Origin of the sequence: Cellulomonas fimi (genome assembly GCF_028583725.1) — a bacterium.
Classification (GTDB): Bacteria; Actinomycetota; Actinomycetes; order Actinomycetales; family Cellulomonadaceae; genus Cellulomonas; species Cellulomonas fimi_B.
In genome coordinates, this window is record NZ_CP110680.1 from 336,097 (window position 1) to 359,351 (window position 23,255).

At 74.0% G+C, this 23,255-nt stretch carries 17 protein-coding genes and 1 tRNA gene; 13 read left to right on the forward strand and 5 right to left on the reverse strand.

Going from position 1 to position 23,255, the window contains the following annotated elements; genetic code table 11:
- The first annotated feature begins 101 nt into the window (after positions 1-101).
- Both OOT42_RS01575 and OOT42_RS01580 read left to right on the forward strand, forming a co-directional pair.
- On the forward strand, positions 102-1,493 hold the full coding sequence (locus OOT42_RS01575; RefSeq protein WP_273654759.1) for a hemolysin family protein: 1,392 nt from the start codon (positions 102-104) through the stop codon (positions 1,491-1,493).
- Positions 1,490-2,500 carry a hemolysin family protein gene (locus OOT42_RS01580; RefSeq protein WP_273653216.1) on the forward strand — a complete coding sequence of 337 codons (1,011 nt, stop codon included), beginning with the start codon at positions 1,490-1,492 and terminating at the stop codon, positions 2,498-2,500. The genes OOT42_RS01575 and OOT42_RS01580 overlap by 4 nt, the downstream gene beginning before the upstream one ends.
- Before the next feature lie 7 nt (positions 2,501-2,507).
- Here the strand turns inward: OOT42_RS01580 and OOT42_RS01585 are convergent, their stop codons facing one another.
- Positions 2,508-3,758 (reverse strand): low temperature requirement protein A, encoded by a 1,251-nt coding sequence (locus tag OOT42_RS01585; RefSeq protein WP_273653217.1) that lies wholly within the window; start codon positions 3,756-3,758, stop codon positions 2,508-2,510.
- Between the two features lie 107 nt (positions 3,759-3,865).
- Between OOT42_RS01585 and OOT42_RS01590 the strand changes: the two genes are divergently transcribed.
- Positions 3,866-3,938 (forward strand) — tRNA-Arg (locus OOT42_RS01590).
- 47 nt (positions 3,939-3,985) lie between these two features.
- On the opposite strand, the gene OOT42_RS01595 is transcribed toward OOT42_RS01590, so the two are convergent.
- Positions 3,986-5,167, reverse strand: a complete 1,182-nt coding sequence (locus tag OOT42_RS01595; protein ID WP_273653218.1) for an IS481 family transposase — start codon at positions 5,165-5,167, stop codon at positions 3,986-3,988.
- Between the two features lie 303 nt (positions 5,168-5,470).
- Between OOT42_RS01595 and OOT42_RS01600 the strand changes: the two genes are divergently transcribed.
- The 4 genes from OOT42_RS01600 (at position 5,471) to OOT42_RS01615 (ending at position 8,198) form a co-directional block, all read left to right on the forward strand.
- Positions 5,471-6,274 (forward strand): carboxypeptidase regulatory-like domain-containing protein, encoded by an 804-nt coding sequence (locus OOT42_RS01600; protein WP_273653219.1) that lies wholly within the window; start codon positions 5,471-5,473, stop codon positions 6,272-6,274.
- A 76-nt stretch (positions 6,275-6,350) separates the two neighbouring features.
- The gene (locus tag OOT42_RS01605) at positions 6,351-7,385 is read left to right on the forward strand and encodes an RDD family protein (RefSeq protein ID WP_273653220.1); all 1,035 of its coding nucleotides are present in this window, start codon (positions 6,351-6,353) and stop codon (positions 7,383-7,385) included.
- Between the two features lie 172 nt (positions 7,386-7,557).
- Positions 7,558-7,746, forward strand: coding sequence for a hypothetical protein (locus tag OOT42_RS01610; protein ID WP_273653221.1), 189 nt, complete (start codon positions 7,558-7,560; stop codon positions 7,744-7,746).
- 83 nt (positions 7,747-7,829) lie between these two features.
- Positions 7,830-8,198: a DUF2200 domain-containing protein gene (locus OOT42_RS01615; protein ID WP_273653222.1), complete on the forward strand. Its 369-nt coding sequence runs from the start codon at positions 7,830-7,832 to the stop codon at positions 8,196-8,198.
- Between the two features lie 33 nt (positions 8,199-8,231).
- On the opposite strand, the gene OOT42_RS01620 is transcribed toward OOT42_RS01615, so the two are convergent.
- Together OOT42_RS01620 and OOT42_RS01625 are read right to left on the reverse strand one after the other, a co-directional pair.
- On the reverse strand, positions 8,232-9,410 hold the full coding sequence (locus tag OOT42_RS01620) for a Fic family protein (protein ID WP_273653223.1): 1,179 nt from the start codon (positions 9,408-9,410) through the stop codon (positions 8,232-8,234).
- Positions 9,411-9,560: 150 nt separating this feature from the next.
- Positions 9,561-10,568, reverse strand: a complete 1,008-nt coding sequence (locus OOT42_RS01625; protein WP_273653224.1) for a hypothetical protein — start codon at positions 10,566-10,568, stop codon at positions 9,561-9,563.
- Positions 10,569-10,743: 175 nt separating this feature from the next.
- On the opposite strand from OOT42_RS01625, the gene nrdI reads away from it, so the two are divergent.
- From nrdI to OOT42_RS01640, 3 genes are all read left to right on the forward strand, one after another.
- Positions 10,744-11,181, forward strand: a complete 438-nt coding sequence (nrdI, locus tag OOT42_RS01630; protein ID WP_273653225.1) for a class Ib ribonucleoside-diphosphate reductase assembly flavoprotein NrdI — start codon at positions 10,744-10,746, stop codon at positions 11,179-11,181.
- Between the two features lie 123 nt (positions 11,182-11,304).
- Positions 11,305-13,632: a beta-galactosidase gene (locus OOT42_RS01635; RefSeq protein ID WP_273653226.1), complete on the forward strand. Its 2,328-nt coding sequence runs from the start codon at positions 11,305-11,307 to the stop codon at positions 13,630-13,632.
- Positions 13,633-13,686: 54 nt separating this feature from the next.
- On the forward strand, positions 13,687-14,349 hold the full coding sequence (locus OOT42_RS01640) for a SanA/YdcF family protein (RefSeq protein WP_273653227.1): 663 nt from the start codon (positions 13,687-13,689) through the stop codon (positions 14,347-14,349).
- A 122-nt stretch (positions 14,350-14,471) separates the two neighbouring features.
- Here OOT42_RS01640 and OOT42_RS01645 read toward each other — a convergent pair whose 3' ends face one another.
- The gene (locus OOT42_RS01645) at positions 14,472-18,746 is read right to left on the reverse strand and encodes a beta strand repeat-containing protein (RefSeq protein WP_273653228.1); all 4,275 of its coding nucleotides are present in this window, start codon (positions 18,744-18,746) and stop codon (positions 14,472-14,474) included.
- A gap of 233 nt (positions 18,747-18,979) precedes the next feature.
- On the opposite strand from OOT42_RS01645, the gene OOT42_RS01650 reads away from it, so the two are divergent.
- From OOT42_RS01650 to OOT42_RS01660, 3 genes are all read left to right on the forward strand, one after another.
- Positions 18,980-19,669: a hypothetical protein gene (locus tag OOT42_RS01650; RefSeq protein WP_273653229.1), complete on the forward strand. Its 690-nt coding sequence runs from the start codon at positions 18,980-18,982 to the stop codon at positions 19,667-19,669.
- Positions 19,670-19,791: 122 nt separating this feature from the next.
- Entirely contained in the window at positions 19,792-20,586 is a 795-nt protein-coding gene (locus tag OOT42_RS01655; RefSeq protein ID WP_273653230.1) for an ABC transporter ATP-binding protein, read from the forward strand.
- The gene (locus OOT42_RS01660) at positions 20,586-23,132 is read left to right on the forward strand and encodes an ABC transporter permease (protein WP_273653231.1); all 2,547 of its coding nucleotides are present in this window, start codon (positions 20,586-20,588) and stop codon (positions 23,130-23,132) included. Before OOT42_RS01655 ends, OOT42_RS01660 begins: the two co-directional genes overlap by 1 nt.
- Positions 23,133-23,255: the final 123 nt, after the last annotated feature.

The following is a 23,255-nucleotide window of genomic DNA, read 5'->3' on the forward strand; positions in this document are numbered from 1 at the left end:
TGTGTCGAACGGGTCCCCTACCTGGAGAGAGATGGACGGCGGCAGTAGTCCCTACCCACCCCACCGACGACGACGACCGGTGAGGGTGGGTGAGCACTGAGATGTGGGTGCTGTCCCTGCTCGTCGGCATGCTCGTGGTGCTCGCGATCACCGCGGCCACGGGCTGGTTCGTGGCGCAGGAGTTCGCGTACATGGCCGTGGACCGGTCGCGCCTCGGTGCGCGCACCGCGGCCGGCGACCCCGCGGCCCGTCGTGCGCTCGCGGTCACGAAGCGCACGTCCTTCATGCTGTCGGGCGCGCAGCTCGGCATCACCGTCACCGGCCTGCTCGTCGGGTACGTCGCGGAGCCGCTCATCGGCGAGTCCCTCGGCGAGGCGCTGGGCGGCGTCGGCGTCCCGACGGGCGTCGGGATCGCGGTCGGCACGGTGCTCGCGCTGCTGTTCTCGACGCTCGTGCAGATGGTGTTCGGCGAGCTGTTCCCGAAGAACCTCGCGATCGCTCGCCCCGAGCCGGTCGCGGTCGCGCTCGCGGCGTCGACGACGCTCTACCTGCGCATGATGGGCTGGCTGATCCGCGTGTTCGACTCCGCGTCGAACGCGCTCCTGCGCCTGCTGCGCATCGAGCCGGTCCACGACGTCGAGCACTCCGCGACCGTCCGCGACCTCGAGCACATCGTCGCCGAGTCCGCGCAGTCCGGTGACCTGCCGACCGAGCTCTCCGTGCTCCTCGACCGCATCCTCGACTTCCCCGAGCGCGACGTCGAGCACGCGATGGTGCCGCGCTCGCGCGTCGACGTCGTGCGTCCCGACGACACCGTCGGCGACCTGCGCCTGCGCATGAGCACCGGCCACTCGCGCTACCCCGTCGTGTCCGACGACGAGGACGTCCTCGGCGTCGTGCACCTGCAGGACGTCCTGGCGACGACCGAGCCCGACGACACCCCCGTCGCGACGCTGCTGCGCCCGCCGGTCCTCGTGCCCACGTCGATGGCCCTGCCTGACGCGCTGCGCGCGCTGTCCGGCACGAACCAGCTCGCGTGCGTGCTCGACGAGTACGGCGGCCTCGCGGGCGTCGTCACGGTCGAGGACCTCGCCGAGGAGCTCGTCGGGGAGATCACCGACGAGCACGACCCGGTCACCGGCGCCGCGCCCGTCCTCGACGACGGTGCGTGGGTCATGCCCGGCGACGTGCACCTCGACGAGGTCGAGCGCGCGATCGGCCGCGACCTGCCGCGCGGCGACGTCGAGACCATCGCGGGTCTCGTCATCGAGGCGCACGGCGCGCTGCCGCCCGTCGGGACCAGCGTGCTGGTGCTGCTGCCCGCCGACCCGGCGGAGCTCGCGCACGCCGACCGGGTCGAGGAGGTGTGGATGCGCGTCGACGTGCTCGAGGTCGACCGCCACGTCCCCGCGACGGTCCGCGTGACCGTGCCCGCCGAGCCGCCGCCCACCGCCGCCGAGATCGCGGCCGCGACGTCGGAGGAGGCCCGATGAGCCCGCTCGTCGTCGCCGTCGTGACCGTCGCGCTCATCGCGCTGTCGGCGTTCTTCGTCGCGGTCGAGTTCGCGTCGCTGGCCGCGAAGCGGCACCGTCTGGAGGACGACGCGTCGACGAGCCGCTCGGCGCGCGCCGCGCTGCGCTCGTCCGGCGAGCTCACCGTCCTGCTCGCGGGTGCGCAGCTCGGCATCACCGCGTGCACCCTCGCGCTCGGCGCGATCACCAAGCCGGCGGTGCACCACTGGCTGACCCCGCTGTTCGAGTCGTGGGGCCTGGCCGCGTGGGTGTCGGACGTCGCCGGGTTCGTGCTCGCGCTCGTCGTCGTGACGTTCCTGCACCTCGTCGTCGGGGAGATGGCGCCGAAGTCGTGGGCCATCGCGCACCCCGAGTCGTCGGCGACGCTCCTCGCGCTGCCGATGCGCGCCTTCATGTGGGCGACGCGGCCGCTGCTGCGCGGGCTCAACGAGGCCGCGAACTGGTGCCTGCGCAAGGTCGGCGTCGAGCCGACCGACACGGTCGCGAGCGGGCAGAACCCCGACGACCTGCGTCACCTCGTCGAGCACTCCGCGAACGTCGGCGCGCTCGACGCCGCCTACTCCGCGCAGGTCACGGGCGCGCTCGACCTGCAGACGCTCACCGTCGCGGACCTCGCGCGCGCCGACCGCGACCCCACCGCGGTCCCGGCGGGCGCGACCGCCGCGGACGTGCGGGCGGCGACCCGGGCGACCGGGCACCTGCGGGTGCTCGTCGGCGGCCGGGACGACCTGACCGGTGTCGTGCACGTGCGCGACACCCTCGTGCGCGGCGACGACGAGCCCGTCGACGACCTCGTCCGTCCGGTCCTGACCCTCGACGCGGCGACGCCCGTCTACGAGGCGCTCACGCAGATGCGCGAGCAGCGCCAGCACCTCGCGGTCCTGCGGGACGGTGCGCGGTTCGCGGGCGTCGTGACGCTCGACGACCTCGTCGCCCGCCTCTTCCCGCGGGTCGCCGACGCGGCCTGACGGACGCCTACGCCGTCGCCCGGTCGCCCTCGGGGGCCCGGGCGGCGGCCTGCGCGCGCCGGGCCACGGCGACGTCACCGAGGATCACGGCGAGCAGCACGCCGTTCGCGAGCCACGACAGCGTGAGCGGCGTGGCGACCGGCGCGAGCAGCACGAGCGCGAGCGCCGCGACGACGCCACCGAGGTGCCAGACGGACCAGCGGCCGCCCGTCGCGCGTCGGAACAGCGCGTTGCCCAGCAGGTAGACGGCGGCCGCGCCGCACATGATCCACGCGGTCCAGCCGTCGGTCGCGCCGTGGTGCCCCTCCGGGTGCAGAAGCACCAGCTCGTCGGCGACGGCGGTCGCGACGATGCCCATGACCAGCAGGAACGGCACGTTCGTGTACGCGGTCTGCGCGACCATGCCCGTCTCGTCGCGCGACGCGAAGTACTCCGCAGCACGCCGCTCGGACCGGTCGAAGAACAGCAGCCACATGAGCAGGGTCGACGTGAACGCCGCGAGGAACGCCACGACCGTCACCGGCGTCACCGGCAGGTCCCCGAACGCGGTGCCCGTGACGATGATCGACTCGCCCAGGCTGATGATCATGAACAGCGCGACGCGCTCGGCCATGTGGTCGCCGCGCACCTCCCACGTCGTCGCGTTCGTCGAGCGCATCCCCGGCACCCAGAACATCGACCGCGGTCCCGCCATGTCGATCACGGCCGCCACAGCCCACAGCAGCAGCCGCTGCTCCTCCAGCAGCGCGCCCGCGACCCAGAACACGCCCGACACCGACAACCACACGGTGATGCGCACGAAGTTCACCGCGTTGACCGGCCAGTGCCGCCCCATCGCCCACGCCGTGAAGAGGGTCCGCCCGACCTGGATCGTCACGTAGGGGACGGCGAACAGCAGCGCCTTGTCGCCGAACGCCTCGGGGATCGCGCTCGACATCAGCAGGCCCAGCAGCATGAGGACGATGAGCATCGCCCGCACCGGCAGCCGCTCGGGGTCCAGCCAGTTCGTCACCCACGTGGTGTCGATCCACAGCCACCAGATCGCCCAGCCGAGGATCAGCGTCTGGAGCAGGTGCTCGCCGTCCGGGTGCGCGATCAGCAGGTGCGACAGCTGCGTCACCGCGAACACGAACACGAGGTCGAAGAACAGCTCCACGTACCCGACGCGGCTGCCGTCGTGCCCGTCGCCGTGCCGCAGCACGTCGGCCCGCATGCCGAACCGTCCGCCGCCCGTGCCCAGTCGCCCGGTGCTCGTCATGGCCGCGATCCTGCCAGCAGCGACGTCGCGTGCCGAGGGTCACGTGGTTCCGGTTTGGGGACTGGCCGGTCGTCCCTGTATCGTTCAGGACGGCCCGCGAGGGTCACGCGCCCGTAGCTCAATGGATAGAGCATCTGACTACGGATCAGAAGGTTGGGGGTTCGAGTCCCTCCGGGCGCACAGTGTGATGACGCGGGACATCGTTGATAGATGTCCCGCGTCATCGTTTATAGAGGAGAGCCCGGCCATCGGCCGGCCTCTCGTTCGTTGTTGCGCCAGTAGGTGCGGGTCGGGTCGATGGTGCAGGTGGCCAGGATCTCGCCGGTGTGTCGGGCGATGACGGTGGCTGTGGTCTCGTCGATGAGGACCAGGACGGAGGTGCCGCGGTGGGCGGCGCCGATGCCGAGGTGGTGCATGCGACCGGCGCGGCGCAGGGAGATCTTGCCGTTCGTGCCGACGTGGTCGAAGCGCAGCCGGTAGTGCCCGGCGATGGTGGTGCCGGCTGGTCGAGCCTTGGGGCGGGCGTGGTAGGTGTCGTGCGGGGTGGCTCGGTCCAGGGCGCGGTGCGGGCGGGCGGTGTTGTAGAGCGCGCGGAAGGCATCGAGCTGGGCTTGTAGCGCGGGTAGGTCGGCGGCTGGTGGCTGGTGTGCGAGCCAGTTCTTCAGGGTCTGGTGGAAGCGTTCGATCTTGCCCTGGGTCTGCGGGTGGTTCGGGTGGCCGTTCTTCTGCTGGATGCCCAGGGCGTGCAGCAGGTACTCGAACGCGTTGCGTCCGCCGGTGAACCTCGAGGTGTAGACCGAGCCGTTGTCGGTCAGCGTGGAGGCGGGCGGTCCGTAGGCGTTGATGCAGGTCGTGAAGGTCTCGACGACGAGTGTGCCGGTGACGCGGGGGTGGGCGGTGCAGGCCAGCAGGTAGCGGGAGTGGTCATCGAGCCAGTTCAGGATCTCGGTGTCGGTGCCGTCGGCCAGGGGCCAGTGGGTGAAGTCGGACTGCCAGGTCTCGTTGGGTTGTTCGGCGGCGAAGCGGCGCAGCGAGGAGCGGGGGCGTTTGCGCGGCTCGGACACGATGAGCTGCTCGGCGTGCAGGACGCGGCGGATGGTGGACGGCGCCGGCGGGTCCAGTCCTTCGGCGGCCAGGTGCCAGGCGATGGTCACCGGGCCGGCGTCCAGGCCGTCGACGGTCAACTTCTCGCGCAGCTCGACGATCCGGGTGCGCACGTGCTCGCTGGTCGCGTTCGGGTTGCTGCGGGGGCGTCTCGAGCGCGGCTCCAGACCGTCCAGGCCGTCGGCTTCGTAGCGCTGCACGAGGGTGTGGACCCACTGCCATGACACCTCGAACCGGCGGGCGGCCTCCGCCTTGGTCAGGCCCTGCTCGACGACGGACAGCACGATGACCTTGGCCTTCGACATGGTCGATCGTCGCGGCCCGGCCGGTATCAACGATGTCGCGACTCACCTATCAACGATGTCGTGAACCACAACACCTCCGGGCGCACAGGTCAGTGTTTGACTGAGAGCCCCCACCCGGATCATCCCGGTGGGGGCTCTTCGCATCCCGGCTCGACCTCGTGACGCGCCCCCCGCACTCAGCTCCGACGCAGCAGCCGTGCGTCGTCGGGCGGTATCACCCGGCGGGCGAATGCCTCCTCTCCAGGTGCGATGAGGACGGCGTGAGGCTGGCGAACGCGCCCGCACCGCGGGACCGAGGGCATCATGAGCGGCGAGCCGGCTCAGGAACGACCGTCACCCGCGCGGCGAGGGGCGTGGCGCGCGCAGATCGTGGTGCCGGTCGTCGTCGCGGTCCTCGGCGCGCTCCTGGTGACGGCCCTGACACCGCTCGGCGACCTCCTGGCTGAGCTGGTCGCCCCGACGCGTGCCACGGTCACGGGCGTCGTCATGCTCGGCGAGGCACCGCTCGAGGGCGCGACGGTGACGCTCGACGGCGAGACCTCCGTGACGACGCGCTCGGACGGCGCGTTCACCCTGGACGACGTCCGGGCGGGAGACCACCAGGTGCTCGTCGAGGCGCGAGCGGTCGAGCCGCGCGAGACGGACTTCGTCGTGGCGCGCGGGGACGAGGAGCGCGCGCTCGAGACGATCACGGTCGAGCCGACCTACCGGCTCGCCGTCGACGCCGACATCGTCCCCGGCAGCCGCACGGTGTCCTACGACGTCAGCGTGTGGGTGGACGCCGCGGCGCCGGACCTCGACCGCGTCGACACCGTCACCTACACGCTGCCCTCGTACCTGTCGCCGGTTCCTGTCACCGGCGGGACGCGTGCGCAGTCGTTCTGCTACCGCCTGCAGACGACCGTCCCTGTCGACGAGCTCGTCGACCTCGGCACGCCGTCGACCATCACGGCACAGCTCGCGGTCGCCGACGGACCGCCGATCGGGCTCAGCTCGCTCGACGCCGTGGTGGCACAGCGACCGCCGGACTGCCTGACGGTGCAGGCCGCGGACAGCGAGACCGGCGACGGCGACCGGTCGAGCGGCGGCGATCGACTCTCACGCTGAAGGTCGCCGCCTGAGCGGGCGGACGGGTCCGCGCCGACCCTGGTGCGTGGCGCGGTGACCTGGGACGATCCTGCGCATGACCGTGCCCGTCCTCCGGCCGCCCGCGGCCGAGCTCGACCTCACACCTGCGTACGCGAGCTGGTCGCGACGGGTCGTCGCGGCGCTGCTCGATAGCGCCGTGCTGGGTGCGATCACGTGGTTCGCGGTCGGTGACGGGTCCGCGTCGCCCACGCTCCAGCCGACGTTCGACATGGGTGCGACGCCGCAGAGCGCCGGCACGCCGTGGACGTCGTCGCTGGTCCTCGTCGGGGCGCTGCTCGCGATGCTCGTGCTCCAGGGCCTCACGGGGCAGACGCCCGGGCGCCGGGCCATGGGTGTCGCGGTCGTGCGGGCGACGCCCGACGGGCTCCCGCTCGACGGACGGCCGGGCGTGCTGCGGTCGGTCGGGCGCTGGTTCGCGCACCTGCTCGACGCGATCCTGCTGATCGGCTACCTGCGGCCGCTGTGGCACCGCGAGCGCCGGACGTTCGCCGACGGCCTCGCCCGGACGGTCGTGGTCCGGCGGCCCCGCTGGCCGATGGAGCACGACACCGCCGACGCGGTCCGGCGACGTCGCGCCCGGGCCGTCACCGTGGGCGCGTACGTGCTGGTCGTCGTCGGTGTGCTCGCGGGTGTGCGGTGGGGGCAGTCGGGCGGTACGGAGCGGCTCGCGCAGGCCGAGTGCGGGCTGACGGAGCAGACGCGCGGGCTGGCCGTGACGGTCGACGGTGCCGCCCTCGTCCTGGACCGGGAGTGGAGGGACGACCTCCGGCTGTGGCCCACGTTGAGCGGTCACCGCGCGGCCCGGCCCGCGACCCTGGCGCTCGAGCTGTCCTGGCGGGACGTCGCGCCGTCCGGTGACCCGTCGCGTCAGCTCGAGGTCCGCACCACGACGGCCGCGGGCACCTCGGAGCACAGCGTCGACGTGACGGCGGGGTGGACGAGGATCCCGCTCGAACAGGTGAGGGCCGGGACCGTCGACGTCGAGGTGCTCGTCGACGGCAGGCTCCTGACCACGTGCTCCACGGCCGTCCCGACCGTCCCCGGCGACGGCGGCGGCGTCGAGGAGTAGGTTCCCGGCATGCGCTGGTCGTCCCCGACCGACCTGCCCGGCCGCCTCGTGCCGTCGAGCGGTGGCCGCGTGCCCGTGCGGGTCCGTGGGTTCGTCGAGGAGGCGCCGCTGGCGGGCGAGCGGATGCCCGACCGGGGGTTCGCCGTGGTGCTGGCGCGCAAGCGAGCACGACGTGGTGAAGGTCGTGCGCGGCACCACGGTGCTCGGGTACCTGTCGCCGGCGTGGTCGCAGGTCGTCGACTTCGACCTGTGGTCGTGCGAGCAGGCGGGCGAGCCCGCGCTGGCCCGTGCGCTGCTCGAGGGGCGGCCCGGCGAGCGGGACCTGTTCGTCATGCTCGACTGGCCGCGGCGCCGGGGCTGACCGGCACCGCCGGACGGCGGGATACTGGCGGGCGGACGGCGGGTTGGGGACGACGCCGCCGGCGACGACGAAGGGCGACGGACATGGCAGGGCACCGGATCTTCGGGATGAGCTTCGCGAGCATCTACCCGCTGTACGTCGAGAAGGTCGAGCGCAAGGGTCGGTCCCGCGAGGACGTCGACCGGGTCGTCACGTGGCTCACCGGCTACGACGGCGCCGGTCTGCGCGCGGCGATCGCCGACGAACGCTCGCTGGAGGAGTTCTTCGCGCAGGCGCCCGGGCTCAACCCGGACGCGTCGCTCATCACGGGGCTGATCTGCGGGTACCGGGTCGAGGAGATCGAGGACCCGCTCATGCAGAAGATCCGGTACATGGACAAGCTCGTGGACGAGGTCGCGCGCGGCAAGAAGATGACGTCGATCCTGCGCGGCAGCACGCCGGCGACGGTCTAGCCGCCCGACGTCCTCGGGGCGCGGGCAGAGGGCTCAACGCTGAGTGGCACTCCAGATGGCGTCGGCGACGTAGAGCCTGTCGTAGGAGCCGTACGGACCGCTGAGCACACCGATGTCGACGAGCCTCTTGACCTGCGCGTACACGGCTGCCGACGAACGGCCAGTCCGGGCGACGAGCTGGGACGCGCTGATGAGCGGCTGCTCGAGCAGCACATCGACGATCGCGCGGGCAACGGCGCCCATCCCGGCCCGGTTCAGACGATCGATCGCCTCGCGATGCGCCGCCAGCATCCCCTCGATCCGAGCGATCGTGTCCTTCGCCGATGCAGCGAGGCCAGTGGCGAAGAACTGCACCCAGGCATCCCATCCGCCGCCGGCGGAGACGTTGGCGAGCTGATCCTGGTATTCCGACCGGCGGGACTCGAACCAGGGCGACACCGTCAGAAGGGGCACCCGGAGCAACCCTGTCGTCATGAGCTGCGCCACGATGAGCAGCCGACCCAGACGCCCGTTCCCGTCGTTGAAGGGGTGCACCGTCTCGAACTGGTAGTGGGTCAACGCGCACGCGACCACGGGGTCGACGCCGCCGTCGACCGCGGTGCTTATCCAGTCGAAGATGTCCCGAGCGGCCGCTTCCAGCGGCGCTCCTGGAGGCATCGGAACGAAGCGCGCGTCCTCGACCGTGCCGGTGGGACTTCCGATGACGACGTGCCCACGGCGTACCCGGCCGGCATCCGGGCCGTCGGACTCGGTCTCGTGCACGAGCAGTCGATGCGCTCCGGCCACGAGCCCGAAGGAGAGCGCCGAGCCTGACGTGAGCGCGTGGAAGACCGACTCCGCCGCCTCGACGTAGTTGAGCACCTCGGCCAGCTCGCTCGACCGTGAGCCGGTAGTCGTCGAACGACCTGCGACGACATCCTTGAGTGGCGCGAACGTGCCTTCGAGCGCGGAGGTGCTCTGGGCTTCTCGCCGCAGGCTGGGCGCTCTCAAGAGCTGTGCGTTCGGCACGAACGTCGTCAACGTGTCGAGGGCGGCGATGGCAGCTCGCGCCTCACCGACCGCGTGCCAGGAGCGTGCGGCGAGCTGTGGCTCGCCGCCCAGCGGGTCGGCGACGAATGCGACGTGGGAGAAGGGCCTTCCGGTGCGACCGTCCGTCCCGACGAACGGGACGAGTGTGCCGACCGGGCTGCCTGCGAAGCGAGATCGATCCACACTTCCACGATATCGCCCATTCGCAGAAGTTGGGGCGCCACACTTCTGCGAATCGAGAGGTCACAGCGTTGTAGTTCTCGTCTCCTCGCGAACAGCGGAACTTTCCGTACGACTCTTCCGGTGGTGGAGAAGTCCTTCGTCTGCGAGCGGTCACGCGACGGCGTGGGTCGCGGCGAGCAGAATCGTCCGCTGCGTCGCCGCGTGGGTGCGCAGGTGGTCGGCCAGGTCCGGGAGCCAGGGTGCGTCGGTGGGGTCGGCGAGGTCGTCGGGCGGGAGGTCGAGCACCCGGCGGACGTCGACGAGGTGGGACGCGGCGATCGCGGCGACGTGCGGCAGCAGCGCGTGCGGCGTGACGACGGTCCCGGACGCGCGCGCGAAGCCGTCGAGGAACGCGTCGAGCAGGTCCGGGTGCGCCGGCGCGGTCGGGTCGGCGCCGAGCAGGTCGCGGACCGCGGCGGCGACGTCGGCGGCGGCGGGTCGTCGGGCGGCCTCGTCGAGGTCGAAGCACACGGGCCGCCAGCCGCGCCACCGCAGGTTGTCGAGCTCGTGGTCGCCGTGCCCGACGACGAGCGGCCCCGGCGGCTGGTCGCGCAGGGTGCGGGTGAGCGCGGCGGCGGCCGCGGCGACGGCGTCGTCGGGGTCGTCGAGCAGCGCGGCGAGCGGCGGGGCGGGCGCGGTGTCGACGACGTCGGCATACCGGGCGGCGGCGGTGTGGAAGCGGGCGAGGCCGCGGCCCCAGGCGGCGGCCAGGTCGGGCGTGAGGTCGTCGACGTCGGTCTCGTCGCCGTCGACCCGCCGGACGGCGGCGGCGAGGACGTCGCCGAGGGGGGTCGCGACGCGCTCGAGCAGGCGGCCCGACGACGACGGGACGAGCGCGGCGACGTCGGCGTGGTCGGCGGACAGGCGGGCGTGCAGCAGCGTCCCGCGCGCGAAGCCGCGCGCACCGTCGGCGGACTCGGGCACGAACCGCAGGTAGACGGGCCGGTCGGTGCCGCGGACCCCGCCGGGGGCGACGACGACGTGCGACGCCGACGACCGCCAGAGCAGCGCGGACCCCGGGGGCGCGCCCCACGCGGCCGCGACGGCGTCGGCGACGGGCGACCGCCATGCGTCGTCGACGGTCCGGCGCAGGGCGCGGATCTGGCTCAGGGTCAGCACGTGGGCATCGTGGGCACGTCCGGGCGTGCCGGGCCAGCCGAATACCCGGTGTCTCGCGGGTCGACGGCACGCCGCGGCGGGCAGAGGCCCGGGCCCTGGGTCCTACGTCCCGGGCCGAGGGCCGGGTGAGCATGGCGGGGTGCCGAGCGAGCCGGGTGTGCGACAGGGGCAGGGCGTGCGACGGACGCCTGTCTACTACTACTCGTCGACGTCGGGGCTCGTGCGCGCGTTCGCGGAGCGACTGGACCGGCCGGTGCGGAACCTCGCCGAGCGCGAGCACCGGTCGTCGGAGGTCGACGGCCCGTGGGTGCTGCTGACGCCGTCGTACAAGACGGGCAACCCGGCGAACGACACGATCCCGGAGGCGGTCCGACGGTTCCTGCGCTCGCCGGTGAACCGCCGCGCGCTGGTCGGCGTCATGGGGTCGGGCAACCGGAACTTCGGCACGCACTACCAGCGGGCGTGCCGCGAGATCGCGGAGCGGTCGGGCCGTCCGGTGCTGTTCGAGTTCGAGCTCGCGGGCACGCCGTGGGACGTCGCGCGGTGCCGGGAGATCCTCGATGACCTGGACGTGGCGCTCGCCGGGGCGCACGCGGAGGCGGCCGCGGGCTGACGCGTCGACACGCTCCGCCGCCCGGGTGGGACCGTGCACAGTCGACGCCCGGAACGTGCGAGAGTGTGTCGCCGGCCGCCGCTCGACAGGTCGGCGACGCCCCCGACGACGAGGAGCCCGCCCGTGCCCGACCACCTCCCGCGCGTGCGCCCGACCGGCTGGTCGGAGCCGCTGACCCGCCCGGCGATGGCGAACGACGAGGACCGCCGGCCCGGGCTCGCGCTCACGTCGCGGTGGGTCGAGCGCGACGGGACGCCGTGGGTGCCGGTGTCGGGCGAGGTGCACTACTCGCGCGTGCCACGGTCGCGGTGGCGGGAGACGCTGCGACTCGTGCGGTCGGGCGGCGTCGACGTCGTCGCGACGTACGTCGTGTGGGTCCACCACGAGCCCGTGCGCGGCGCGGCGCGGTTCGACGACGGGCTCGACGTCGCCGCGTTCGTCCGGACGTGCGCCGAGGAGGGGCTGCACGTCGTGCTGCGGATCGGGCCGTGGTGCCACGGCGAGGTCCGCAACGGCGGACTCCCCGACTGGGTGCAGGACGCACCCGTGCGGCACCGCACGGACGACCCCGCCTACCTCGACCTGGTGCGCGCGTGGTTCGGGCGGCTCGGTGCCGAGCTCGGCGCGCTGTGCGGTCCGGACGGGCCGGTGCTCGGCATCCAGCTCGACAACGAGCTCTACGACCAGCCCGGCCACCTCGCGACGCTCAAGCGGCTGGCCCGCGAGGCCGGGCTGAGCGCGCCGCTGTGGACCGCGACCGCGTGGGGCGGCGCCCAGCTCCCGGCGGGCGAGGTGCTGCCCCTGTACGGCGGGTACGGCGACGGGTTCTGGGTCGACGCCGACGCCGGGTGGCACGACACGTTCCGCGCGCACTACCAGGTGTCGCACACGTGGGACGACCCGGGGATCGGCGCCGACGTGCGCGGTGAGGAGGGGGCGGCGACCGTCGACCGCGACACGGCGTTCCCGCCCGCGACGTGCGAGCTGGGCGGCGGCATGGCGACGACGTACCACCGCCGCCCGGTGCCCTCCGCGCTCGACGTGGCCGCCGTCGCGCACGGCAAGGTCGCGTCCGGGTCGGCCTGGCAGGGCTACTACATGTACGCGGGCGGCACGAACCCCGGCCCCGACCTCCAGGAGTCGCACGCGACCGGCTACCCGAACGACCTGCCGACCTACGACTACGACTTCCACGCCGCGGTCGGCGCCGCCGGGCTGCTCGCCCCGACCCACGCCGCCCTGCGCACGCAGCACGCGTTCCTCGCGGCGTTCGGGCCGACGCTCGCGACGATGCCGTCGACGCTCCCCGACGACCGGCCCTCCGGCGTCGACGACAGCCGCACGCTGCGCTGGTCCGTCCGCGCCGCCGACGGGACGGGCTTCGTCTTCGTCGTCTGGCACCAGCCGCACGTGCCGCTGCCGACCCTGCGCGGCGTCCAGGTCCGGGTCGACCTGCCCGACGGGCCGCTCGTGCTGCCGTCACGACCCGTCGACGTGCCCCCGGGCACGCTCGCGCGGTGGCCGTTCGGGCTCGACCTGCCCACGGCCCGCGGCGGGTCCGTGCGGCTGCGGTGGGCCACCGCGTCGGCGCTCACGACGCTGCCCGACGGGACGCTCGTGCTGCTCGCGTCGCCCGGGGTGCCCGTCGAGGTCGTCGTCGCGCCGGGTGTGCGGGTGTCCGGCGACGGCTGGGCCGTCGCCCCCGGCGTGCACGCGGTCGACGAGCGGACCGGCGGGCTCGTCGAGCTGCGCGCTCCCGAGGCCGGGGACGGCCCGGCTGCCCGGGTGCTCGTCGTCGGTGCCGTCGACGCCGACCGCGTGTGGGTGCTCGACGGGCCCGACGGGCGGGTGCTGCTGCGCAGCGTGGACCCCCTGTGGCTCGAGGACGACGAGGTCGTCGTCCGGGCCGCCGCCGCACCCGTCGTGCACCGGTGGACGCCGGACGGCTGGCGTCGGCTCGACGTGCGCGCCGCGACGGGGGCGCCCCCGGAGGCCGTCGGTGCCGGGGCGGTCGCGTCGACGCAGGTCCGTGCCGCCGGTGAGCCCGCCGTGTCGTACGGCGAGCGGGACGGGCGGGCGTCGGCGCCGACCGCCGACCGGGTCGCGGACCTCGCGGCCGAGCACCGGTTCGCCGACGTCGGCGCGCCCGTCGACGGGACCGTCCGGCACCTGCACGTGGCGTGGGCGGGCGACGTCGCACAGCTCCTCGTCGACGGACGCGTCGTCGCGGACCGGTTCTGGGACGGGACGCCGTGGGACGTCGACCTCGACGTGCTGCCCGGAGCCGAGGCCGACCGGGTCACCCTGCGCGTCCTGCCCCTTCACCGGGACGCCGCGGTGTGGCTCCCGGCCGAGGCCGCGGACCGCCGCCGCTCGGTCGAGGGTCCGCTCGGCGCGCTGGACGCGGTCGCGCTGACCCGCTCGACGACGTGGCGCGCCCCGCTCACCTGAGCCGGGCGGCCGTTCCGGCCCGGACGGGCCCGACCCCGGCTTAGCATCGCGGCCGTGGCGAGCGTGCGCAGGCTGGTGGCGGTGGGGGCGGGTGTGCTGGGCGCGGCCGTCCTCGGGACGTTCCTCGTCGTGCAGGGCGTCGGGCAGTCGGGCGTGCGCGCGTCGGTCGACGACGTCCCGGACACCCCCGTCGTCATCGTCCCCGGCGCCGGGCTGCGGCCCGACGGCAGCCCGTCGACGTACCTGCGACGGCGGCTCGACGCCGCGGCCGACCTCTACGCGCGCGGCACCGTCCGGGTGGTGCTGGTCAGCGGGGACAACAGCACGCGCTGGCACGACGAGCCGACGGCCATGCGCGACTGGCTCGTCGAGCGCGGCGTCCCCGCCGACCGCATCGTCCGGGACCACGCCGGGCTCGACACGCACGACACCTGCGTGCGGGCGCACGACGTGTTCGGCGTCGAGGAGGCCGTCGTCGTCACGCAGAGCTACCACCTGCGCCGCATGCTGTTCTCGTGCCGGGAGGCGGGCATCGACGTGACGGGCGTCGGGGTGTCCGCGGCGAGCGTCGAGCCGGGCAAGGCGGTCGTCTACCGGGTGCGCGAGGTGCCGGCGTCGCTGCGCGCGGCGTGGGACGCGGTGACGTCCCGACCGCCCGCGCTGGGCGGTCCGCGGGAGACGGGTGTCGACGACGCGCTCGCGACCGCGGACGGCTGACGACCGACGGCTGCCGCACGAGCCCCGGGCCGGCGCGTGCGACCGGCCGTGGTGACCCGCCCTGACGGCACCGGAGCCCGGCCCCTGAGGGGACCGGGCTCCGGAACTGCGGTGGCGCGACGTCAGGCGGCAGTGACCCCCCGGCGGCGGCGGACGACGACGAGCGCCGCACCGAGGGTCAGCAGCACGAGCGCCGCCCCGCCGACCCACGCGACGTCCGCGCCGGTCGTGGCGAGGGCCGCCCGCCCGTCGACGACCTCGACCGTGACGGTGCCCGTGGTGCGGGCGCCCTGGTCGTCGACCACGGTGTAGGTGAAGGTCACGGTGCCGGTGAACCCGGGCGCCGGGACGTAGACGACCTTGCCGTCGACGATCGTCACGGTGCCGGAGGACGGCTGGCTCACGTCGACGACGGTGACGGTGCCGCCGTCGGGGTCGGTGACGCCGGCCAGGACGTCGACGGTCACGGCGGACCCGGCGTCCGTCCTGACGGTGGAGCGGCCGGTCGGTGCCTTGACGACGACCGGGGCGGCGTTCCCGACGACGACGGTCACCGTGGCGGTGGTCGTGTCGGTCCCGTCGTCGACGGTGTACGTGAAGGTGACCGTGCCGGAGTACCCGGCGGGCGGGGTGTACGTCGCGACGCCGTTCGTGACGGTCACGGTGCCGCGCGTCGTGCCGTCGGCGCCGGTGGGGGTGCCGACCGTCACGGTGAGCGGGTCGCCGTTGGCGTCGGTGACGCCGTCCAGCAGGTCGAGCTCGACGGGCGTCGCGTACGGCGTCGTGCCGTTCACGGCGGGCACGACGGGTGCCGCGTTGGCGACGGTCACGACGAGCGTGCCGGTGTCCGTGCCACCCGCGCCGTCCGACACCGTGTAGGTGACGGTGACGTCGCCCGCGAAGCCCGCGGCCGGCGTGACGGTGAGGCGGCCGTCGGCCTCGACGACGACGGTCGCGCCGTGGTCGGCGGTCGCGCCGGTCACGGTGAGCACCTGGTCGGTGCCGGGGATGTTCGCGTCGGTGTCGTCGCCGAGCACGTCCACGGTGACCGCCGTGCCCGAGGGCGTGGAGGCGGTGTCGTCGACCGCGACGGGCGCGGCGTTGGCGACGGTCACGGTGACCGTGCCGGTGGCCGTCACGTCGCCGTCGGTGACGTCGTACGTGAACGTCACGGTGCCGGCCCAGCCGGTCGGCGGCGTGTAGCGCACCTCGCCGTCCTCGATCACGGCCGTGCCGCGGGCGGTGCCGCCCGCGTCGCGCGGCGTCGTGACCGAGCCGGGGACGATCGACAGGACGTCGGCCGTGTTCGGGTCGGTGTCGTTGTCGAGCACGTCGACCAGCACGGACCGGTCGGTCGGCGTGCTCACCGGGCCGTCGGCGACCGCGGACGGCGAGCCGTTGGCGACGGTCACCCGCAGCTCGCCGACGTCGGTGCCGCCGGCCCCGTCGCCGACCGTGTAGGTCACGACGATCGTGCCGGAGAAGCCGGTCGGCGGATGGACGCTCAGCGTCCCGTCGGTCTCGACGTCCACCGTCCCGCGGTCGGCAGTCGCGGAGACGACGCGCAGCGACTGCCCGGCGACCCCCGCGGTGACGTTCACGTCGGTGTCGTTCGCGAGCACGGCGACGTGGCTCGCCGACGTGTTCGTGGCGGTGCTGGCGGTGTCGTCGACCGCGACCGGCGGGGTGTTCGCGACGGTCACGACGACCTCCGCGGTGTCCGTGAGCCCACCCTCGTCGGTCACCGTGTAGGTGAACCGGTCGGTGCCCGCCCAGCCCGCGGTCGGCGTGTACCGGACGGTGCCGTCGGCCTGCACGGCGGTCGTGCCGTGCGCGGGGGCGCCCGTCACGGTGACCGTGAGGTCGCCCTCCGCGTCGGCGTCGTTGGTCAGGACGTCGACGTCGACCGACGTCTGCCCGGCCGCGACGGTCGCGGTGTCGTCGCCGGCCGTCGGGGCGCCGTTGACGGTGAAGGTGACCGTGACGACGTTCGACTGCGCGGTGCCGTCCGAGACCCGGTAGGTGAACGAGTCCGTCCCACGGTAGGAACCGCTCGACGTGTACGTGCCGGTGCCGTTCGGGTTGAGCGTCAGCGTGCCGTGCGACGGACCGGTGACGAGGACCGCGCCGAGCGTGTCGCCGTCGGCGTCGGTGTCGTTGGTGAGCAGCGCGACGGACCGTGACGCGCCCGTGTTGACCGTGTAGGAGTCGGCGACGGCGACGGGCGCGTTGTTGGTGACGGTGACCGTCACGACCGCGGTGTCGGTCATGCCGCGCGAGTCCTCGACGACGTACTCGAACGTGTCCGTGCCCTTGAAGCCGGCGCGCGGCGTGTAGGTCACGGTGTCGTCGTCGAGGACGGTGACCGTGCCGCCGTTGGCGCTCGTCGGGCCGGCGGACCGCAGGCGCAGCGTGTCGCCGTTGGGGTCGTCGTCGTTGACGAGCACGTCGACGTCCACGGGCGTGGCGCCGCGCGTGGTCGCGGTGTCGGCGACGGCGTTCGGGGCGGTGTTGAGCACCTCGATCTGCACGGAGGCCGTGGCGCGGTAGCCGCCCGGGTCCTGGATCGTGTAGGTGAACACGTCACGACCGGCGAAGTCGTCGCGCGGCGTGTACCGCACGGTGCCGTCGGGCCGGATCTCGACGCTCCCGCCGGCCGCGTCGGTCACCGCCACGACGGTCAGCGTGTCGCCGTCGGGGTCGGTGTCACCCGTGAGCACCGGGACGTCGATCGCGCGCTGGCTCTGCGTGGGGGAGAACGTGAGCACGTGCGGCGTCGCGACGGGCGGACGGTTCCCGCCCGGCAGCGGCGCCGCGACGACCGGGTCGATCAGCACGTTGGACGCCGACGCGGCGGACGCGTACGTCGTCGCACCGCGGTACGTCATGGCGGCGCCGTTGACGATCTGCTGCGCGTTCGTCGCGTCCAGGTCGACCGTGACGTCGAACGACACGGTGTGCTGCGGCGTGCCCGACGTCATCGGGATGCTGCCGCCCGCGGCCGAGGTCGCGCCCGCCCCGAGGTGGGCGACGACGTGGCCGTTCTCGGAGCCGTCGTAGTGGCCGACGTCCACCGCGTCGGCGGCGTCGGTCTGCGGGACGCCGTCGACCACGAGCGAGCCCGGCACGAACGTGGTGCCCGTGGGGATCGCGTCGAAGAAGCGGGAGTCGGCGGCGGTGTCGAGGCCGATGTTCTCGACCGGCACGGTGTACCGCAGCACGTCGCCGGGCACGACCGCACCACCGTCGAGGTCGACGACCGACTTGTAGCCGAGCAGCTTCGGGTCGTAGAGCTCGGTCGCGAACGTGACGACGCCCGGGTAGTACTGGTCGCCGTCGGTCGTGAGGGTGATCGTGGCGCTGGTCGTGCTGTTGCCGAGGATGCCGTCCGCGAGGAACAGGTCGGCGTCGAAGCCGAGCTGGTTGGCGTGGGCGGGGTTGCGCGTCGTGACCTGCGCGCCGCGCCGCCCGATCGACGAGTTGAACGCGTTGGTCGCGGGGTTCATCGCGTCGGTGACGGTCGTGCCGTTGAGCTGGAACGCGTCGCCCGTCAGCCCCATGTCGCCCTCGTAGGCGACGGCGCCGAGCGTCGTCTTGACGGGACCGCTCGGCGGGGTGAGGAAGCCGCTCACGGTGAACGTGGGCAGCGGGTCGCCGCTCGCGACCGAGCCGAACCCGGTGAAGACCGTGAGGTTGCGCGCGGGCGCGGCCGGGTCGGAGACCACGACGACGAGCGACCAGCCCGCGTACTGGTTGGTCCCGCCCGAGGACGACTGCACGTTCGCGACGGAGTAGGTGCCGCTGCCCGCGGCGCGCACGATCGCGGTGACGTCGAGGTACGACTGGTAGGCGTGGTCGGGCGAGGAGTCGACCCGGCTCGCGGTGACGGTGCGGTACCCGGCGCCGTCGGGCGCCTTGAACCGCGCGGTCCCGCGCAGCCCGAGGTCCGCGTTGGTGGCCGACGTCGCGGCCGTCCGGCCCGCCCACGTGAGCGCGGCGAACAGCACGGTGCCGTCGGTGGGCACGGTGACGTCCGACGACGAGGAGTTGAACGTCAACGCGTCGGCGTCGACGTCGACGAACTGCGACGCGTAGCTGTTGTTCGAGTAGTTGCCCGTCGTGGCGGCCCGCGCGGTGAGGCACGTCGCGGCGCCCGTGCCGGTCGTCGGGTTGCACGACATGAGCGTGTTCGCGGCGAGCAGCACGTCGCCGTTGGTGTTCGCGGAGAACACGGGCTCGAACGCGCGGTACGTCGCGGCGGCGGCGGGGCTCGCGAGGCCGAGGGCCGTGAGCGGGGCGAGGAGCAGCGTGACGAGCACCGCGAGGGCGGTCGTGCGGCGGGCCGGCCGGCGGGCCCCGGTGGGGGGCGCGGACGGGGCCAGGGGGCCGGTGGGCATGAGGGGGCCACAGCTTTCGTCGGGGAGCAGACCCGCGATGTCTTCGGGGACCTGGACAAGCGTCCGGTCCCGCGCGCGAATTTTGAACCTTCAACGACCGACGTCACACGCCGCGTCACCCGTCCGGTCGCGGACAACCGCGACGAACCGTCCTGACCTGCGCCAACGGCCCACACGTGGACGACCGGCCCACGACGGCGCAGGGTGGACGGACAGGGGGAGAGGACGGACGGATGGACGAGGCGACCGCGGCGGGCGGCACCCGCGCCGCACCCGTCGACTGGGCGGTCCCGCCGGGCCCGCGCGACTGGCTGTTCGGCACCGGCGCGACGCGCGCGGAACGCGGAGTCGTGTGGGCGACGACGGCGCTCGCGGTCGGCGTCCTGGTGCTGACCGCACCCGACGACTGGTCCTGGCTCACGTGGGCCGTCGTGCTGCTCGTCGCGCTCGACGTGACCGGCGGCGTCGCGGCCAACGCCCTCGGCTCCGCCAAGCGGCTGTACCACTCCCCGCTCGCGCCGCCCGTGACCCGGCTCGACCGCGTGCTGCACGACCACGTCGCGTTCACCGCGCTGCACGTCCACCCGTTCGTCCTCGCCGCCGTCGTGCCCGACGCGACGTGGGTGTGGGCGCTGTGGTGGTACCTCGTGCCGGTCGCGGGCGTCATCGTCGTCCGGTCCGTCCCCGCCTACCTCGAGCGGCCCGTCGCGCTCGGGTTCGCGACCGTCGCGCTCGTCGCGGCCCCCATCGCGGGAACGCCCGAGGGCCTCGCGTGGTTCGGACCTGTGATGGTGCTGAAGCTCGTCGTCGCGCACGCCGTCCGGGAGGAGCCGTACCGGCCGGCGGTGCGCACCGGCGACGTCGGCCCGGGGTCCGCCCCCGGGGGCACGCCCGACGCCGCTCAGGGTCCGACCAGGGCCTGACCAGGGACGTCACCGATGTCCCCGACCCCGCCGCACGAGGATCATCGTCCGTGGCGGGCACGCGTCGGCGTGCCGTGAGGTGAGCACGGACGTCGGACGACGTGCGGGGAGAGGCGGAGGACATGACGAGGGACACGACCCCGATCGCGAGCGCGCGCGGGCTGGTCAAGACGTACGGCAGGGGCGACACCGCGGTGCACGCCCTCGCAGGGGTCGACGTCGACTTCGGCCGCGGCGAGCTCACGGCGATCATGGGGCCGTCCGGGTCCGGCAAGTCGACCCTCATGCACTGCATGGCGGGGCTCGACCGCACCGACGCGGGCACGGTCGTCGTCGACGGGCTCGAGGTGTCCGGCATGAACGAGCGGCGCCTCACGAAGCTGCGCCGCGACCGCCTCGGGTTCGTCTTCCAGGCCTTCAACCTCGTGCCCACCCTGACCGCGCTCGAGAACATCACGCTGCCCCTCGACATCGCGCGGCGACCCGTCGACCGCGCCCACCTCGACACCGTCGTGCGCGCCGTCGGTCTCGCGGACCGCCTCGACCACAAGCCGTCCGAGCTGTCCGGCGGGCAGCAGCAGCGCGTCGCGTGCGCGCGCGCCCTCGTCACCCGGCCCGCGGTCGTGTTCGCCGACGAGCCGACCGGCAACCTCGACTCCACGTCGTCGGCCGAGGTGCTCGGCTTCCTGCGCCGGTCCGTCGACGAGCTCGGGCAGTCCGTCGTCATGGTCACCCACGACCCGACCGCCGCGTCGTACGCGCACCGCGTGCTGTTCCTCGCCGACGGGCGCCTCGTGGGGGAGGTCGTCGACCCGACCGCCGACTCGGTGCTCGCGGCACTCGCGGCGCTGCGCCCGGCGCGTCCGGCCACCTCGAACGGCACGCCCGTGGCGGCCGTCCAGCCCGCGGCCCTCTGATGGGACGCGTCGCGCTGCGCGGGATCCGCGCGCACACGGTGCGGTTCCTGCTGTCGCTGCTGGCCGTCGCGCTCGGCGTCGCGTTCGTCGCGGGCACGTTCGCGCTGCGGACCATGATGTCGTCGACCTTCGACGGCATCGTCGACGCCGCCGCCCCCGCCGACGCCTACGTCCGCGTCCAGCAGGCCGAGGGGTCGTCCGTCGTGACCGGAACGGCCACCGCCACGGGCGAGAGCGTGCCGCGGGACCTCGTCGCCGAGGTCGCGGACGTCGACGGCGTCGCGCACGCCGTCGCCGGCGTCCAGGGCCCGATCGTGCTCGTCGGCGCCGACGGCACCGCCGTGCAGAGCACCCAGGCACCGTCCTTCGCCGTCATGTACGTGCCCGACGACCCGTCGCTCGACGTCGTCGAGGGCCGCGGCCCCGAGCGCCCGGGCGAGGTCGCGCTGGAGTCGGCCACGCTCGACTCCTCCGGCCTGGCCGTGGGCGACACGACCGACGCCGTGCTGGGCGGCGAGGTCGTGCCCGTGGAGGTCGTCGGCCGCGTCGACCTGGGCGGGCCGATGGCCGGCGCGACGATCGTGCTGGTCGACGCGCAGACCGGGCTCGACGTGCTCGCGCCCGACGGCGGCGTCGGCGACATCGCCGTGTACGCCGCGGAGGGCACGACCGTCGCACAGCTCGTCGACCGTCTCGAACCGCTGGCCGGCGACGGCCTGGAGGTCGTCACGGGCGACGCGCTGCGGGCCGAGAACAAGGAGGAGATCGCGAGCCAGCTCGGGTTCGTCACGACGTTCCTGCTGGTCTTCGCCGGGATCGCGCTGTTCGTCGGCGCGTTCATCATCTCCAACACGTTCGCGATGTCGGTCCGGCAGCGCATGCGCGAGCTCGCGCTGCTGCGCGCCGTCGGGGCGTCGCCGCTGCAGGTGTTCGCGTCGGTGCTCGTGCAGGCCGCCGTCGTCGGCCTGGTCGGTTCCGCGGTCGGCATCGCGGGCGGGCTCGGGCTCGTGTCCGGGCTGCGCGTCGCGCTCGGCACGGCCGGCATGGACCTCGTCGGCGACATCCCCGTCGACGCCACCACGATCGTCGTGTCGCTCGTCGTCGGCACCGTCGTCAGCGTCCTCGCGGCCGCGCTGCCCGCCCGGCGTGCGGCGCTCGTCCCGCCCGTCGAGGCGATGCGCGACGACGTCACGACCCCCGAGCGGTCGCTGCGCTGGCGGGCCGTCGGCGGCCTCGCCGTCGCCCTCCTGGGCGGGGCCGCGCTGACCGTCGCGATGCTGCGGCCGGAGGCCGACAGCGCCGAGGTCGCGCTCGGCGTCGGTGCGGCGGGCGTGCTCGTCGGCGTCCTCATGCTGTCACCCGTCGTGGCGCGCACGGTCGTCGGGCTGCTCGCGTGGCCGTTCGTGCGGCTGCTGCGACCCGTGGGGCGGCTCGCGCGCGGCAACGTCGTGCGCAACCCGCGTCGCACGGCGAACACCGCGGGCGCGCTCATGATCGGGATGGCGCTCGTCGGCGCCGTCTCCGTCATCGCGGTGACCGCGCAGCAGTCCGTCTCCGGCGTCGTCGAGGCGCAGACCAACGCCGACGTCGTGGTGCGGTCCGCGACGAACGTCATCCCCGCCGGTGCCGTCGCCGACGTCGCCGCGCTGCCCGAGGCGGGCCGGTCCGACGCGATCGCGTTCGCGCCGCTCGCGGTGTCGAGCGGGGACGACGCGCCCGCCGTGCAGTACGTCGTCGGCGTCGACGACGGGACCCTCAACGGGTCGGTCGAGGTCGAGGTCGTCGACGGCACGCTCGACACGCTCGGCGCCGGGCAGGTCGCCGTCCAGGAGGCCGCCGCGGAGGACCACGGCTGGGGCGTCGGGGACACGATCACCGTCGGCGGCACGGACGGCCCGCAGGACCTCACCGTCACGGCCGTCTTCACCACGAACGTCCTCGGCTCGCCGCTCGTCGTCGACCAGCAGGTCCTCGACGGCCTCGTCGCGCCCGCGCAGCAGCAGGTCGACACGATCCTCGTGTCCGCCGCGTCGGGCGTCAGCGCCGCCGCGCTGCAGGAGGCCGTCGCCGACACCGTCGCGCCGTACGTCGTGGTGTCCGTCCTCACGCGTGACGAGTTCGTGTCGAGCCTGGCCGACCAGGTCAACCAGGTGCTCGTCATCCTCTACGCGCTGCTCGGGCTGTCCGTCGTCATCGCGGTCCTCGGCATCGTCAACACGCTCGCGCTGTCCGTGATCGAGCGGACCCGCGAGATCGGGCTGCTGCGCGCGGTCGGCCTCGGCCGGCTCCAGCTCGCCGGGACCGTGACCGTCGAGTCGGTGCTCACGGCCGTCTTCGGGACCGTCCTCGGGCTGGCCGTCGGGGTCGCGCTCGCCGCGACCCTGCCGACGGTGTTCGCCGACGAGGGGCTCTCGCAGCTCGCCGTGCCGTGGGCGAACCTGGGCGGGATGGTCGCGCTCGCGGTCGTCGTCGGGGTGCTCGCGGCGCTGTGGCCCGCGACGCGGGCGGCCCGGCTCAAGGTGCTGGACGCCGTCGCGTACGAGTGAGCCGGACGACCCGGACCGTGGCGGTACGTCCCGCCCGGTCCGGGTCGTGCGGTGCATCCGACGCTGTGCGATGGTCGAGTCACGTGCCCCGAGCAGCGCGCGGCACGGCGGGTCGACGTCGGC